14 protein-coding genes are annotated in these 15969 nt (G+C 40.3%); 7 read left to right on the top strand and 7 right to left on the bottom strand.

The features are described from left to right. Window positions 1-99 precede the first annotated feature (99 nt). A complete protein-coding gene (gene smrB / locus MTF67_RS00335) occupies window positions 100-657 on the top strand; it encodes an endonuclease SmrB (RefSeq protein ID WP_006793353.1) in 558 nt (185 codons plus the stop codon). Window positions 658-684: 27 nt separating this feature from the next. After that, window positions 685-1614, top strand: a complete 930-nt coding sequence (locus MTF67_RS00340; RefSeq protein WP_006793352.1) for an AEC family transporter — start codon at window positions 685-687, stop codon at window positions 1612-1614. Window position 1615: 1 nt separating this feature from the next. On the opposite strand, the gene MTF67_RS00345 is transcribed toward MTF67_RS00340, so the two are convergent. From MTF67_RS00345 to sixA, 3 genes are read right to left on the bottom strand one after another with little or no spacing between them, the layout of a single operon-like run. Continuing rightward, a complete protein-coding gene (locus MTF67_RS00345; RefSeq protein WP_248518450.1) occupies window positions 1616-2353 on the bottom strand; it encodes an SDR family oxidoreductase in 738 nt (245 codons plus the stop codon). 6 nt (window positions 2354-2359) lie between these two features. Further along, on the bottom strand, window positions 2360-2713 hold the full coding sequence (locus tag MTF67_RS00350) for a RidA family protein (RefSeq protein ID WP_203984224.1): 354 nt from the start codon (window positions 2711-2713) through the stop codon (window positions 2360-2362). A gap of 14 nt (window positions 2714-2727) precedes the next feature. Then, the gene (sixA, locus tag MTF67_RS00355; protein ID WP_248518451.1) at window positions 2728-3198 is read right to left on the bottom strand and encodes a phosphohistidine phosphatase SixA; all 471 of its coding nucleotides are present in this window, start codon (window positions 3196-3198) and stop codon (window positions 2728-2730) included. A 190-nt stretch (window positions 3199-3388) separates the two neighbouring features. Here sixA and MTF67_RS00360 point away from each other — a divergent pair, with 190 nt between their 5' ends. Both MTF67_RS00360 and MTF67_RS00365 read left to right on the top strand, forming a co-directional pair. Further along, window positions 3389-6112 (top strand): insulinase family protein, encoded by a 2724-nt coding sequence (locus MTF67_RS00360; RefSeq protein ID WP_248518452.1) that lies wholly within the window; start codon window positions 3389-3391, stop codon window positions 6110-6112. A 53-nt stretch (window positions 6113-6165) separates the two neighbouring features. After that, complete coding sequence (locus tag MTF67_RS00365) at window positions 6166-8424, top strand: EAL domain-containing protein (protein ID WP_006793347.1); 2259 nt, start codon at window positions 6166-6168, stop codon at window positions 8422-8424. On the opposite strand, the gene MTF67_RS00370 is transcribed toward MTF67_RS00365, so the two are convergent. Together MTF67_RS00370 and yeiP are read right to left on the bottom strand one after the other, a co-directional pair. Then, entirely contained in the window at window positions 8421-8615 is a 195-nt protein-coding gene (locus tag MTF67_RS00370; RefSeq protein ID WP_248518453.1) for a hypothetical protein, read from the bottom strand. The two genes, MTF67_RS00365 and MTF67_RS00370, sit on opposite strands and share 4 nt — an antisense overlap. A gap of 367 nt (window positions 8616-8982) precedes the next feature. Continuing rightward, window positions 8983-9555: an elongation factor P-like protein YeiP gene (gene yeiP, locus MTF67_RS00375; protein ID WP_006793345.1), complete on the bottom strand. Its 573-nt coding sequence runs from the start codon at window positions 9553-9555 to the stop codon at window positions 8983-8985. Window positions 9556-9749: 194 nt separating this feature from the next. Here yeiP and MTF67_RS00380 point away from each other — a divergent pair, with 194 nt between their 5' ends. After that, a complete protein-coding gene (locus MTF67_RS00380; RefSeq protein ID WP_006793344.1) occupies window positions 9750-10145 on the top strand; it encodes an MmcQ/YjbR family DNA-binding protein in 396 nt (131 codons plus the stop codon). Between the two features lie 83 nt (window positions 10146-10228). On the opposite strand, the gene fadJ is transcribed toward MTF67_RS00380, so the two are convergent. Further along, window positions 10229-12448: a fatty acid oxidation complex subunit alpha FadJ gene (gene fadJ, locus MTF67_RS00385; RefSeq protein WP_248518454.1), complete on the bottom strand. Its 2220-nt coding sequence runs from the start codon at window positions 12446-12448 to the stop codon at window positions 10229-10231. Then, on the bottom strand, window positions 12448-13758 hold the full coding sequence (gene fadI, locus MTF67_RS00390; protein ID WP_248518455.1) for an acetyl-CoA C-acyltransferase FadI: 1311 nt from the start codon (window positions 13756-13758) through the stop codon (window positions 12448-12450). Before fadI ends, fadJ begins: the two co-directional genes overlap by 1 nt. Window positions 13759-14064: 306 nt before the next feature. Between fadI and MTF67_RS00395 the strand changes: the two genes are divergently transcribed. Then, entirely contained in the window at window positions 14065-15021 is a 957-nt protein-coding gene (locus MTF67_RS00395; RefSeq protein WP_248518456.1) for a MoxR family ATPase, read from the top strand. Between the two features lie 3 nt (window positions 15022-15024). Beyond that, a complete protein-coding gene (locus MTF67_RS00400) occupies window positions 15025-15969 on the top strand; it encodes a DUF58 domain-containing protein (RefSeq protein WP_248518457.1) in 945 nt (314 codons plus the stop codon).

A 15969-nucleotide genomic window follows, 5' to 3' on the forward strand; every position in this document is an offset into this window, starting at 1 on the left:
ATTGCCTATATTGGCTTAGCAAATTACAATTGCCTCTCATTTAAGTATTGTACCGCCTTTTGCGCTGCGTTTTTACGTTTTTTTGTTTAGGTAATTGTTATGAAAAAAGACTCTCCATCACCATCGTCCCTAAGCAATGACGACATAGACTTATTTCGCCAAACGATCACAGGCGCTAAAGTATTTAAACAAGATACTCATCGTTTTGATACAAAGCCTAAGGTGTCACAAGCAAAGCAATTTGCCCAGCAAAAAAAGCAAGCTCAATCTGAATTTTATTTCTCAGATGAATATATTCCCGATATAGACACCCACGGCACTGTCCATTATGTAAAAGAAGGGCACGACACTTATTTACCCAAGCAATTACGACGAGGCGACTTTGCACCTGATTTAACCCTTGATTTGCATGGCTTAAACAAAGAAATTGCTAAAGATGAATTAGCAGGACTCATTCACGAATGTAAAAAACAACATTATTATTGTGCGTGTGTTGTGCACGGAATTGGTGGTGGCATACTTAAACATAAAATTCCTCAGTACCTAGTTCAGCACCCAGACGTAATTGCAATGCATCAAGCGCCACTTGAATACGGTGGTAAAGGCGCGGTACTTATTTTGATAAACTTACCACAAAGCGATGAATTTAGACGCTAACCCAACATATTACTAGGAAGTAATTACGTGCATATTGTTTCTATTATTTTTCCACTTATATTCATTGTCGCATTGGGTTATGGTTGTTGCCGGCTTTCTTTTTTTAACAAACAGCACATTACAGGGCTGAGTAAATTTACTTTTTATATAAGTTTGCCGGCTTTTTTATTATTGAATATGTCGCAAATAGACTTAAAGCAAAGCATTAGTCTTTCTGCATTTTTAAGTTTTTATATCCCGGTGTTGTGTATTTTTGGATTAGGTATTTTAGTCGACCGATTTTATTTGAATAAAAATAATAGTAAAAATTACCAAAAACACGGCGTATTTGGTCTTGCGGCTAGTTACTCAAACATGGTGTTGGTAGGTATTCCTATCATTATTGCATCGCTGGGCAAAGAGAAAATAGCCATTGCTTTTATGATCATCACCTTCCACAGCACTTTATTATTTGCACTGACCTATTTAATTGGGGCAAAGGGCAATAGCAGTTCGTTCTCGTGGTCACAGTTTGGCAAAAGCATGGTGCTTAACCCTATTGTTTTAAGTATTGGTTGTGGCTTAATCATTAACGTTTCGGGCATTGTATTATTTAAAAACTTAACGGACAGTTTGGCATTATTAGCAACCCCTGCAATAGCCTGTGCGCTATTTGTATTGGGCGCAAACCTAGCGTTTTATAAAATAGCAGCAAACTGGCAACCTGCTTTAATTGCCTCGATTTTAAAAATTATTATATTGCCGGCAGGCGTACTATTTATTGGGTCATATATATTTAAGCTCGACCCGCAAATACTAACCGTACTAGTTTTATTAAGTGCCTCACCTGTTGGCGTAAACGCCTATTTAATAGCGAGTCAAATTAAACAACATGAAGCAACGCTTGCAGGAGCGGTGGTGCTATCTACTATTTTAAGTGTAGTGAGTTTAACGTTTTGGTTAGCGGTTTTACTTTAATTTATAAGCCACCAGCTACATCAATAAAAGTGCCTGTAGTAAATGAAGCAGAATGTGAGGCTAAAAAGTATATTGCAGCAGCCACTTCTTCAGGTTGCCCACCCCTACGCAGAGGAAGATTACTTTTAAGCCGTTCTACCCGCCCCTCTTCACCACCATCTGTGTGCATATCAGTGTAAATAAGGCCAGGCCTAACACAATTAACGCGCACGCCTTTACAAGCAACCTCTTTGGCGAGACCCATGGTCAATGTATCAACAGCGCCCTTTGTCGCTGCATAATCAATGTATTCATTAGGTGAACCTGTTTTAGCCGCTACCGATGACACATTAACAATACTGCTACCGGGCAACATACGCTTTATGGCTTCTCGGCTACATATAAATGTGCTGGTAATGTTTGTAGTGAGTAATTCGTTAATTCGCTTTGCGTCCATGTTTAGCAGCGGCATTTGAGGTTTAAGCACACCGGCATTATTTACAAGTACGTCGAGCCGGCCAAATATTTTATCTATACGTGAAAATAAATCGTTAACATCGCTCTCTTGAGATACATCGGCCCTTACTAGTTCGGCTCGTACACCATAACTTCTTACTCTATCGGCAACGTATTCTGCTTGAGTTAAATGGGTCTTATAGTTAATACATACATCATATCCGTGGCGCGCAAAATAAACAGCGGTGGCTGCCCCTATACCTCGGCTAGAACCGGTTATAAGTACCACCCGCGCTTTGTTCATACAAAATTAGTCCTTTAGCGCTGCCACTACCGAAATTTCGACCAATAGCGCATCGCGCGCCATTTTGGCTTCTACACAAGCGCGTGCCGGTGCATAACCTTCTGGTACCCATGCATCCCACACAGCATTCATATCGGCAAAATATTCCATACTTTTTACATAAATTGTTGCGCTTAACATATGCTTTTTTGAGCTACCTGCCTCATCTAACAATGCTTCTACTTTATCGAGCATGGTTTGCGTTTGCTCTTTAATTCCCTTTTCAGCATCAGCGCATACCTGTCCACACAAATACACAGTGCCGTTGTGCTTTACAATGCGGCTCATTCGCGCACCGGTTTGAAGACGTTCAATGGTCATATTAGTCTCTTAATTTATAAATCGGCAGGAGCGTTTATATTTATATATTCGCTACGATTCGTATTTTCGTTGTAGTGAATGACAGCCACAGCACCTGTATTAAATATAGGCATGTTTCCAGGGCAAAGCTGATCAACCAAATAGCTCACTATTGGCATATGCGCTACAATTAACCAACTATTACACTCGGGGTGCATTTGGATGAGTGTTTCAAGGTAATCAGCTGCAACATGCGGTTTGCCTTCCGGGGTAATATCGGCACACGTTTCGCTATATTTAAACGTGATGCTTTCAGCGACCCCGTTTGCTGTTTGTTGAGCTCGTACGTAAGGGCTAACTAACAATGCATCCGGTTTTTGCGTATTGGCAAGCCACAGCCCCATTTTTTTTGCTTCTAAATGACCCACTTGGGTTAAATTTCTTGCCGCATCATCGGCCTGCATAGGTGCAGCTTCGCCGTGGCGCATTATTAAGATTGTTTTCATAAAAAATCAACCGATTAAAGAATATAAACAGTAGCCAGTTTGCTCACTTGTCAGCTATATTAACAACATAAACTTATTTTTTCTAAAATAGTTCTTTCACGACATTCAGGTAAATCTTTTAGCACACCCTTGCTGCCCTGAAGTTATCCTCTGTTGTTATCAAGTAAACGTTTAGTTTCAGGAGCACCATTTGAATATCAGCCGCAATGATAATAGAGCATACCGCGCCCTTACACTGGACAATGGTCTAAAAGTATTGCTTGTGCAAGATAAAGATTCAACAAAGGCTGCAGCATCAATGGCTGTAAATGCGGGCCACTTTGACGATCCTGCTGATAGGCAAGGTCTTGCTCACTTTTTAGAGCACATGCTTTTTTTAGGCACAGACCAATTTCCAGATTCTGGAAGTTTTAATAATTTTGTTTCGCAAGCAGGCGGAAACACAAATGCGTGGACCGGTACAGAACACAGCTGCTACTTTTTTGATATAAACAATCAAGAGTTTGAACACGCATTATTACAATTTAGCCGCTTTTTTATTGCCCCACTATTAAGTGCTAATGAAACAGAAAAAGAACGTAATGCCATAGATGCAGAATTTAAATTAAAAATTAAGGACGATGCCCGTCGCATTTATCAGGCCCATAAAGAAACGGTTAACCCTGCACATCCTTTCGCTAAGTTTTCTGTTGGTAACCTGCAAACACTCGCAGACAGAGAACGCTGCATTAGCGACGAACTTTGTGACTTTTTTAATGAGCATTACCAAGCACAATGGATGACATTAGTTGTATGTGCAAACGAAAAGCTAGACACTCTTCAAACCTGGGTAAAAGCTCACTTTAGCCAAATTTTAGGAAATAAAGCATCTGTAAAACCTGAGATCAGCGAGCCACTTTATCGAAAACACGACCTAGGGAAAATTTTACATATAGAGCCACACAAACACATGCAAAAACTAATCGTTAGTTTTGCCATGCCTAATATTGATGACTTTTACCGACATAAAACCGTCAGTTTTATTGCACATTTACTCGGTTATGAAGGACAAGGCTCACTGTATTCTATTTTAAAAGAGCAAGGTTGGATAAATGCCCTTTCAGCGGGAGGGGGCATTAACGGCAGTAACTTTAAAGATTTTAATGTCAGCATGGCGCTTACCGATGAGGGTATAGAATATTTTGAAGATATTATCGAAATGCTTTTTGAGTACATATGTTTAATTAATGCCAACACAGAAAAGCTGCCCCGCTTATATCAAGACAAAAAAAATCTTTTACAAATTGCGTTTGATAACCAAGAAAAATCACGACTTATTGATTGGGTAAGTAGTTTGAGCATCAATATGCAGCATTATGACGAATGCAACTATGTACAAGGTGACTACCTAATGGAAGGCTTTAATAAAGCAACGCACGAAATGGCGATGCAATGGTTAAAACCTAACAATATGCGTATTGTACTCATTCACCCTGACGTAGAACCCGAGCATAAAACTGCGTGGTACAACACACCCTATAAAGTAGAAAAAGTATCACCTAGTTGGCTTGATGCCCTTAGTGATATCAATAAACCACTTAAAGATATGTACCTACCCACTGCAAACCCATATCTCACTAAAGAGGTTGAGCTTTTCGAAATAGAAAAGCCCCAAGAGCAACCCACACTTTTAGTAAAAGAACCGGGGTTTGATTTTTGGTTTAAACAAGACAGTACATTTAGAGTAGCGAAAGGTCATTTTTATTTAGCTATGGACTCTGACTTTGCGGTAAAAGACGTAAAGCACATGGCGTTAACACGCTTATTTACCGATTTATTTATGGATAGTGTTGGCGAGCAGTTTTACCCAGCAGAACTGGCTGGTTTAAGTTATCATTTAACCTCCCACCAAGGGGGACTTACACTACATACTGCAGGGTTATCATCGAGCCAATTAGAACTCGTCGATGAACTTTTAGATGCGTTATTTAATGTAGATATATGTGCAAAGCGCTTTGCCGAGTATAAAAAACAACTTGTTAGGCATTGGCGTAACAGCAACCAAAACAAACCTGTTAGTGAGTTGTTTAGTATTTTAGGTGCAAAACTAATGCCTTGGAATCCACAGCCTAACGATTTAGCAGACGCGTTAAAAGCAACAAGTTTTCAGCAATTTAATGAATTTAGACAAGACTTTTTTCAGGCGTTACATGTGGAGTCTTTTTTACATGGTAACTGGCAAGAAAATCATGCTTTAGAATTTCAAAAAAAGGTGGCTGCACATTTGCAGAATGCCACAACTATCGACGATTTAAGACGCCCTTTATTTGAAATAAAAAAAGCAACACGTTATGAAATTGAGTTACCGTGTAACGATCATGCCATGGTTGTGTATTACCAGGCACAAACCAATGACGTGAACGAAAAAGTTAAAATGATGGCGTTAAATCATTTAATGAACCAAGACTACTTTAACGAGTTGCGCACAACACAACAATTAGGTTATTTGGTTGGTGCGGGTTACGCGCCTTTTAACACCCGGGCAGGCATTGCTTTTTATATACAGTCCCCTAAATTTGACTCAAAAACCTTGCTACATCGCCATACTCACTTTGTGAATCAATATTTAAGTAATATCAATGAGCTAGACGAGCATAGCTGGCAGCAACAAAAGCATGGTTTAAAAACGCATATTGCAGAAAAAGATAAAAACTTACGTTTGCGCTCACAACGCTTATGGCTTGCCATAGGTAACAGAGATCATAATTTTGATATGCAAAAACGATTGCTTTGTGCACTTAACATGCTGACTCTACAAGAAATTAAAGATTATGCTCTGGTACTTTTTGATGAAGATAGGCCAAGATACGAGCTTTTAAGTAACGCTAAAGTTAATAAATCTCAAAAAACACCGGTTTACTCGCATTCTCTTTGACTCTTGAATGTGCTTGTTTTAAATTGTCATTAGTAAATTAGTAGTAATAAAAAATGATAATAAAAACAATAAAACTAAACCTATTCGCTGTATTACTTGCTTACTCGTTTGATACTTACGCCTTTGAGTCTTCATTTAAATACAATTCAGACACTCTGCTGTTATTGTCGAGCGCTATTATTGCGCTCGCTTTGCCATACCTATTATTTGTTATATACAAGCTTAGGCGCTCTCGTCGCCAACTTCGCCTCTCTGAAAAACGTTTAAAAAGTACCGTTGAAGGCAGTGGTGACACCTTGTGGGATTGGAATATAAAAACAGGCGAAGTTATTCGTATTAACGATAAATACATGATGAACTCCCCCACTATTATGGGTTTCCCACCAAATAAAGGACTTATACACCCACAAGATATTCCTCATGTTGAGCATCTACTAAAAAAACATTTTGCAGAGCAAAGCGTTTTTTTTGAGGCCACATACCGGGTCAAAGATACATTTGGCAAGTGGCATTGGGTGCTTGACCGCGGCAAGGTTATCGAAAAAGATGCAAATCTAGCCCCGCTCAGAATGACAGGCACTGTTCGCGATATTTCACAGTTAAAATCAACCGAAGAACGATTAAATCTGTTTGCTAAATGTGTTGAGTCGTTTACTGATGCGCTGGCAATTTACGATAAGAACTTTAAATTAGTCGATATAAATCCCAGTTTTTTAACGTTATTTGGTGGTATGCGCGAACAATACCTAAATAAAGATTTTAATTTGCCTGGATACGATACAAGTTACGTTGAAAACATTATCGATGTAGTGCGCCAAACTGAGCATATTCAGCAAGAAATTAAACTGCGCAATAATGAGCGTGTATTGCTGCCAATAGAAATATCAATTGATGAAATTAAAAACGAGCAAAACCAAATTACTAACTACGTGGTTGTTTATTCCGATTTAACAGAGCGAAAAAAAGCAGAGTCGCAGCTGCATAATTTATCAAATCGAGATCGCACCACAAGCCTGCCTAACCGTAATTTATTTTTTACTAACTTACATAAACTGGTTCAGCAAGACGCTCACCATGCATTACTTGTTTTTGATTTAGATAACTTTAAAAAAATAAACGACTCATTAGGTCATCAACTAGGTGATAGTTTACTGGCAAAGCTTGCTATGCGATTAAATAAACTCACCCGCGAAAACGATGTGTTTTATCGTTTGGGAGGCGATGAATTTGCGCTTGTAATGTCAAATACGAACGACCTTCATGTAATCACTCGCACTGCAAAACAGTTTTTAGCGGCTATTTCCACCCCATTTAAAATGGCAGGGCACGAGCTGGCTATTACCTCAAGCGTTGGTATTGTGTTGTTTCCTGAAGATGGAAACACACCCGAGGTACTACTTAAAAATGCCGATACCGCAATGTATCATGCTAAAAAGAAAGGTAACAGCTACCTGTTTTTTAACGACACCATGAACCGCCAAGCAGTTAAACGCTTACAAATTGAAAACCTAATGCGTTTTGGTTTGAAAGAAGATCACTTTGAAGTCTACTATCAGCCAAAAATGAATATACGCACGGGCAAGTTGACAGGCATGGAAGCGTTAGTCCGCTTTATTACTCCTAAAAAAGGAATAATAAGTCCGGGCGTATTTATCCCTATTGCTGAAGAAACAGGTCAAATAATAGATATTGGTGAAGTTGTTCTAAACAAAGCCTGTCGCGATGTAAAAAAATGGCTGGACGATGGACTGTTTAATGGCCGCGTTGCTGTTAACTTGTCTGCTAAACAATTTAGCCTTCCTGATTTAACGTCGCGTATTGATATTATTTTGCAAAAAAATGCTTTGCCATCGTACTTTTTAGAATTAGAGATCACTGAAGGCACAGTAATGGATGACCCAAACGAAGCCATTAATATTATGCGCTCGTTAAGCGCCCGAGGTATTCATTTAGCCATGGACGACTTTGGTACTGGGTATTCATCTTTGGCTTATTTAAAACAGTTTCCGCTAAATACACTAAAAGTAGACAAGGCATTTATTGATGATATGAAAAACGAGCGCGGCCGAAATATGGTCGATTCAATCGTCACGATTGCTCACAACCTTGACTTACATGTCGTTGCCGAAGGCGTAGAACAAGCACATCAAATAGACATTTTAAAAACACTTAATTGCGAAACGGTACAAGGTTATTATTACTCAAAACCGTTATCTAAAGACGAATTTACTGAGTTTTTAAAACAACAACAAAGTAAAGCAACGCCAAGCTTAATTAGCTCTAAAAAAAGTAATGTGGCGTCTATAAGCTAAGCGCGCCACGTGCAGGTATTAACACCGACATATCTCAACCAGGCTCGCCTGTAATGAACGTTAAATAAAAACCAAGCCAATGGGCCAAGCAGCGCACTGAGTATAAGCCAGCGCTTTACGGGCATTCCTTTTTGTATTGTGTCTAAGTACATAAGCGGGATAAACAAACTGCTAAGTAAAACAAACCACAAAACCACATACCTTATCTAAATAAATTGGCGCGCAGTTTAGCGTTTCTTCGATTAAATTTAAAGCAATACACCTTTAACAAAAAAGCAGCGTATTTAGGGCTGTTGATCTTTGGGATTAAATTTTGTTCAAATCAGTAGATTAAGTAAAAACTGAGTAACAAAGAGTTAATAGCCCTTAGGAAGAACCCTTTGGGCTGCAGCTGTTTAGTATTAATGCGACGTTATCGCCAGTTGATGGGGTATAACCACACTACATAGGCTCAGCCTTACCTACATACCAAACAGACAGCTGCAAATTTAACCTTGAAGGATTAACAGACCCTAGCTAAACCGCAGCTTTTTAATTTAATTAATAATTTGATTAGCGCTACTTTTCAGCACGCCCCATAAATTTGTTTTCAACCGTATTGATACGAATGCGATCGCCCGTTGAAATATGCTCAGGAACAGATATATTCAAGCCAGTAGACATGCGTGCTGGTTTTGAACGAGCACTGGCTGAAGCGCCCTTAATAGATGGATCAGTTTCTTCAACAACAAGCTCAACGCTTGAAGGTAAATCGAGCCCTACTGGCGCTCCATCAATGACAATAACGTGCACCCCTTGAGTTTCTTCATTGATGAACAAAATTTCTTCACTAATAGCATCTTTATTCAAGTTATATGGCGTGTAGTCTTCGCTATCCATAAACACGTATTCGTCGCCATCTATGTACGACAGCATAGCCTCACGACGAATTAAGTCAGCAAGCGTTAGCATATCGCTGTCTTTAAACGTTTCATCAACCTTGCCACCGGTTACTACATCGTATAAACGCATACGGTATAAGCTTCCACCAGCACGGCCTTGAGGAACAGAGCGCACAATATCTTTTACTACTAATACACGACCATTAAACTCAATAGCTGTGCCTTTTTTTACTTCACTCGCCTTTGGCATGTGTAAATCCTATTATTTTTTTTAATTGCCAGAAACATACCACGAACTGAACTTTGTTCAACAATAAAGTGAGCTAAAACGGCTTATACCTTGTATTGACTTGTAAAATCTATATTTATACTAAAATACATATAATCAATTCATTAAAAAACTGCTATGGTGTATCTACCTAGTATGACTTCAAGGAATGGATCATGGATCAAATAAAAGTACATGAGTATTTAATCAAAAAGCCGCTTGTGTTGGTTACAAAACCATTTGCTCAAGAGGTTGATGTCTATAAAGTGAATCATAAAATGTTCGCCACCCTTGCTGTTGGTAACGATGGTGAAACAAACGAAAACGGTGAAGTAATTTGGTGGCTTAATCTAAAGTGTGATCCCGATGAGGCACTTTCGTTACGCGATATTTTCCCCGCGGTTATCCCCGGCTACCACATGAATAAGCGTTTATGGAATACGGTTATTTTAGACGGTTCAATCCCCCAAGGTGAAATTGAACGCATGATAGATAATTCGTTTAATTTAGTCGTGGAAAACATGCCTGAAAAAGACCGTAACATGATAGCGCAACATTTAAATGCTGATTAAGCTTACTTATAAGCCTGTTACTTGGCCTATTTAGGACACAAAAAAACCGCATATAAATGCGGTTTTTTAATACGTGTTAAACGTTATTTAGTGTCATCTTTAGCAACGTCTGATTGCTCTTCAGGCACAACGTCTGCTTCTTGCTCTGATGTTTCTAGCTTTACTATTTCAGCAACAGTTTCGTTTTGTGTTGGCTTTTCGCCATAAAACGTTTCACCTGACTCAGCCATTGATACTAACGACTCACAGGGTGCAAATATAGCGTTGCTATTAGCAAGCGTAGACATATCCGAACTTACTTTGCTCGTACCGAGTTTATCCATGTAGCTAAATGGACCACCTAGGAATGGCGGGAAGCCAATACCAAAAATAGCGCCAATATCACCATCACGTGGGCTTGCAATAATGCCCTCATCTAAACAACGCGCAGCTTCATTAAGCATTTGCGCTACACAACGCTGAGCAATTTCGCTTTTGTTTAAACGTGAATTAGGCGTTACACCCAGCAACTCGTACACTGACTCGTCAACTTTTTTGCCTTTTTTCTCGTAATCATAAAAACCACGACCCGTTTTACGGCCAAGGCGTTTTGAATCAATCATGCGTGAAAAGGCATCAGGTCCTTTAAAGCGCTCTCCCAATTCTTTTTCAAGGATAGGTGCGATCTTAGAGCCAATATCAATACCTACTTCGTCAAGTAATGCAAGCGGACCTACTGGGAAACCAAACTCTACAAGGGCTGCATCAATTTTTTCAATTGGCTCACCAGCAAGCATTAAGTTAGCCGCTTCATTTAAGTAAGGTGCAAGTATGCGGTTTACGTAAAAACCTGCCATGTCTTTAACAACAATTGGCGTTTTACCCTGCTTACGCGCAAAATTAACAACACGTGCAATTGTCTCTTGAGAAGTGCCTTCATGCGGAATAATTTCAACCAGTGGCATTTTTTCTACTGGAGAGAAATAATGCAAGCCAATTACATTTTCAGGACGTGTAGCATTTGCCGCAATCTGAGAAATAGGCAACGATGACGTATTACTAGCAAAAATTGTATTTTCTTGGCATTGCTGTTCAACGTCTGCAACCATACCTTGCTTAAGTGCTAAGTCTTCAAATACCGCTTCAATAACTAAATCAATATGTTTAAAGCCACTGTAGTCAGTTGTACCGGTGATACGGTTCATTGTTAACTGCATATCTGCTTTAGACATAATGCGGCGCTTAAGGCGCTTATCAAGAATTTTGTAGGTGTAGTTCATCGCATTGCTAATGCCTTGCTCTGCGACATCTTTAATACGAACAGGCACTTTCGCTTTTACAGCACTTACATGGGCAATACCAGCGCCCATAAGCCCGCCACCTAACACGGCAGTTTTAGTCACTGCTGGCGCGTCATCGTTGCGCCACTCTTTTTTCATTTCGGTGGTTGCAAAAAATAAACCACGAAGCGCTTTAGATTGCTCACTCATAACAAGCGTTGCAAACCCTTCTGCTTCGGTTTTATATGCTTTAAGCTCATCAAGCTCAACGCTCGCTCGTACTGCTTTTATAATAGCCAATGGCGCTGGGTAATGGCCGCCCGTTTTTTTCAGTACGTTTTCTTTTGCTTTTTTAAAGATAAAGTTACGACCAAATGGGTTTGACTCTAGTAGCTTGCTTACTTTATCGAGCTTTGGCTCTTTAGCTTGAGGCTTTTTCTTGGCAGCAAACTCTTTTGCTACTTTTAAAAGTACGCTTTGCGGTACGCAATCATCTAAAACACCGGCTTTTTTTGCCTGCTTAGGACGAATTTGCTTACCAGTTAGCATCCATTCAAGTGCTTTTTGAATACCCACTATTTTAGTTAAACGCTGCGTACCACCGCCACCAGGTAATAAACCTAGTTGAACCTCAGGTAAGCCAATTTTAGTTAAATCGCTATCTGTACCAACACGGTAATCACACGCTAAAGCAAACTCTAAACCACCACCAAGCGCAGCGCCATGAATGGCACTTACTGTAGTGTATGGTAGTTTTTTCATATCAAAAAAAGCGTGATGACACAGCTCGCTAATAGCAAGTGCATCTTCACGTTTATCTACGCTATCAAGCATCTTTACGTCAGCGCCTGCAATAAAGTTATCGCTTTTACCGCTGATAAAAACCATGCCTTTAACAGCATGTTCTTGTGCTTGCGTAAGTAAGGCTTTTAAATCGTCTGCAAACGAGTCACGCAGGGTATTCATTTTTTCACCCGGCACGTCAATCGTTACAACGGCAATATTATTTTCGTCTACCGCTAAATTAAATACTGAATCTGTCATTACGCGCTCTCCAATACAAAGGCTGCACCTAAACCACCAGCAGCACATGCTGTTGTTAATGCTAAACCGCCACCACGACGTTTAAGCTCGTTTAAGCTTTGTGTAATTAAGCGAGCACCTGTTGCTGCAAATGGGTGACCATATGCAAGCGAGCCGCCATTCACGTTAAACTTATCCATGTTAATTTCGCCAATTGCTTTGTTTCGACCTAGCTTTTCTTGCGCAAACTTGTCTGAAGCAAACATCTTCATGTTCGCAAGGGCTTGCGATGCAAATGCCTCATGCATTTCAATTAAATCTAAATCAGCAAGGGTAATACCCGCTCTGTCTAGTGCGATAGGTGTTGAATGCGCAGGACCCATTAACATGTCTTGCTCCACACCAATGGCAGAAAACGCAAAGCTACGTACGTAACCCAAAATTTCGTAACCAAGCGCGCGTGCTTTACTTTCGTTCATCATTAATACCGCAGCGGCACCATCTGTAAGTGGTGTTGCATTTGCGGCTGTAACCGAACCATGTTGACGGTCAAACACAGGCTTAAGCTTTGCGTAACCTTCAACTGTCGAATTTTTACGAATATTGTTGTCTTCTTCAATAAAGCTTTTGTATGGCGGTAAATGTGCCGTCATTACTTCATCTTTTAACTTGCCATCTGCCCATGCTTGGGTAGCAAGTGAATGTGAACGATGCGCTAATGCATCTTGGTCTTCACGGCTAATATTATGTGTTTTAGCCATTTGCTCAGCAGTTTGCCCCATTGAAAGGCCTGTTGAGTACTCTGCAACTGCAGGCGGTACTGGCATTAAGTCTTTTAAGCGCAGCTTTGAAAAAATTTGTAAGCGTTGGCCTAAAGTACGCGCTTTGTTTAAATCAACTAAGCTACCTGCCAATTTTTTACTTACGCCAATAGGTAATACAGACGACGAATCGGCACCACCGGCAATACCTACACTCACAGAGCCCGCCATAATAGACTCAGCTACGTTAGCAATTGCCTGAAAGCTGGTAGCACATGCACGTGACACAGAATAAGCATCAACACCAACTGGCATGCCTGTACCAAGTACAATTTCACGCGCAATATTTGGCGCTTCTGGCATTTGTACTACTTGACCAAATACAAGTTGATCGATTTCTGACTTGTCGAAATTTAATCGCTCAAGCATTTCGTTAACCACTAATTTACCCATATCAAGTGCTGGTACATGGTGGAATGCTGTTGCTTGTTTTGCAAACGGTGTACGAAGGCCACTTACAATGGCAATACGATCACCCTTTGGTGTTTTTAGTATGTTTTGCTCAGACATTTATGCTCTCCCGCTGACAGGTCTGACCTGTTTGTTTTCCTCGATTCTAAACAACCCGTGTGCTAAAGCCAATAGATAAACTGAAATTTATACAAAGTAGTCATGTTTACATATCACACAATAGGCTTTTTTAAACGCATTTACAAAGATTTGTGGTACGCTAAAAACCGTTAAAAAATAACGAACTATTTTAAAAAATACAGTCTAACTCTTGAGTTACCCTATTATAAACCTTATAAATAGGTCAGTATTTGCAACCTAACCCATTTAGGTACTAACCCAGCTGACGAGGACAGTCCACTTATTATGGCAGCTAACGCATTTTCACAATTAAAAACGTACTTAGATACACAAATCATTGGCCAGCCAGAGCTTACTCAAGCACTACTTATTGCTATTTTAGCTGACGGCCACTTATTAGTTGAAGGCCCACCAGGGCTTGCAAAAACACGCGCTGTAAATGCGCTTGCAAAAGGGATTGAGGGTTCGTTTCAACGTGTCCAGTTTACACCCGATTTATTACCGGCCGATGTAACTGGCACCGATATTTACCGCCAACAAACAAGCGAGTTTGTGTTTGAGAAAGGCCCTTTATTTCATAACCTTATTTTGGCTGATGAAATTAACCGCGCCCCAGCAAAAGTACAATCAGCATTACTAGAGGCCATGGCTGAGCGCCAAGTTACGGTAGGAAAAAACACCTACCCACTTAGTGACTTATTTTTAGTAATGGCCACTCAAAATCCGTTAGAGCAAGAAGGCACCTACCCACTACCTGAAGCACAACTTGACCGTTTTTTACTGCATTTAAGTATTGATTATCCGGGCGCCGAACACGAGCTAGACATTTTACGCCTAACGCGCGGTGAAGCATTAAAAGAGCAACAAGCTGTTTTACAAAAAATTAGCCAAAGCGATTTATTTGCTGCCCGCCAAGCAATTTTAGGTTTGTACTTAGCCGAGCCTCTTGAGCAGTATTTAGTTCAACTCATTATTGCTACGCGAGAAGGAGCAAAGTTAGATGAACAACTAGGCCGCTGGATTGAATTTGGCGCCAGCCCTCGTGCCACTATCGCGCTCGATAAATGTGCACGTGCTCATGCCTGGTTACAGGGCCGCGACTTTGTAGCCCCTGACGACATACAAGCGGTTGTTCATAATGTACTACGCCATCGCATTATTTTGAGCTACGAAGCCCAAGCCGATGGTATTACAAAAGACCAAGTAATTAGCCGAATTGTAGAACTGGTAGCTGTACCTTAATTTATGTATAAACAATTAGACCCTCAGGCATGGCTGAAACAAAGCCATAGCCACGGTGTTAATTTAGCACTAAAAGAGCTGATGTATTACAAAGCCAAAGCGCAACTGCTTGAGCTTGCTCCTAAGGTTAAAATTAAAAATACTTTAGCAGGGCAATATCTTGCACCGCATAAAGGCCGTGGTATGGAATTTGCCGAAGTTCGCCATTACCAGCAAGGTGACGACATTCGTTCAATTGACTGGCGAGTTACAGCGCGAACAGGCGAAACCCATACAAAACTTTTTCAAGAAGAAAAAGAACGTCCTGTTTTTGTATTTACCGATTTTTCAAACTCGATGTTATTTGGCTCAAAGCTCCTGCTTAAGTCAGTGCAAGCTGCACACATTAGTGCTTTAGTTGCATGGTCTGCCTGCCAGCGTGGCGACAGAATTGGCGGCATTGTATTTAATCAACACGCTCATTTAGAGCTCAAACCCAGCGCGCGAGAAAAAGCCGTATTAAAGCTTTGTCACAATTTATGTGCTAACCACCAGCAAGCCCTTGGGGGAATAGATGCAAAAGCCCACAATAACTTTAGTGATAACCTAAAGCGCCTTAATCATTTGGCAAAGCCGGGTAGCTTGGTGTATTTGGTATCAGATTTTAGTTCTCTTGACGATGCAAGCTTCAAACAGCTTGAAATACTTAGCCGCCATTGTGAGCTTATTGGCTGTCATATTAGCGACCCATTTGAACATCAATTACCGGCTTATAAAAATACTGTAAGCGTTAGTACAAATGGCCAAGATATTGCTTTGCCACTAATGGATAATGCCTTTAGAGCGCGCTTTGCTAAAAATGCAGAAGATACATTCAATAAGCGCCTTACTCGCTTAACTAAATCGGGTCTTAATTTAATATCGTTCAATGCAGCCGAACCACTTGAACTGCAGCTTGTGAGAAAATAA

It is taken from the genome of Pseudoalteromonas sp. 2CM32C (genome assembly GCF_023161925.1).
In the GTDB taxonomy this organism is placed as follows: Bacteria; Pseudomonadota; Gammaproteobacteria; order Enterobacterales; family Alteromonadaceae; genus Pseudoalteromonas; species Pseudoalteromonas marina.

Bases quoted from the DNA above. Each gene is read 5' to 3' on its own strand.
- MTF67_RS00350 (WP_203984224.1), bottom strand. From the start codon at position 2,713: ATGACCATTGAACGTCTTCAAACCGGTGCGCGAATGAGCCGCATTGTA.
- yeiP (WP_006793345.1), bottom strand. From the start codon at position 9,555: ATGCCAAAGGCGAGTGAAGTAAAAAAAGGCACAGCTATTGAGTTTAAT.
- fadJ (WP_248518454.1), bottom strand. From the start codon at position 12,448: ATGACAGATTCAGTATTTAATTTAGCGGTAGACGAAAATAATATTGCC.
- fadI (WP_248518455.1), bottom strand. From the start codon at position 13,758: ATGTCTGAGCAAAACATACTAAAAACACCAAAGGGTGATCGTATTGCC.
- MTF67_RS00365 (WP_006793347.1), top strand. From the start codon at position 6,166: ATGATAATAAAAACAATAAAACTAAACCTATTCGCTGTATTACTTGCT.
- smrB (WP_006793353.1), top strand. From the start codon at position 100: ATGAAAAAAGACTCTCCATCACCATCGTCCCTAAGCAATGACGACATA.
- MTF67_RS00380 (WP_006793344.1), top strand. From the start codon at position 9,750: ATGGATCAAATAAAAGTACATGAGTATTTAATCAAAAAGCCGCTTGTG.
- MTF67_RS00395 (WP_248518456.1), top strand. From the start codon at position 14,065: ATGGCAGCTAACGCATTTTCACAATTAAAAACGTACTTAGATACACAA.
- sixA (WP_248518451.1), bottom strand. From the start codon at position 3,198: ATGAAAACAATCTTAATAATGCGCCACGGCGAAGCTGCACCTATGCAG.
- MTF67_RS00400 (WP_248518457.1), top strand. From the start codon at position 15,025: ATGTATAAACAATTAGACCCTCAGGCATGGCTGAAACAAAGCCATAGC.
- MTF67_RS00345 (WP_248518450.1), bottom strand. From the start codon at position 2,353: ATGAACAAAGCGCGGGTGGTACTTATAACCGGTTCTAGCCGAGGTATA.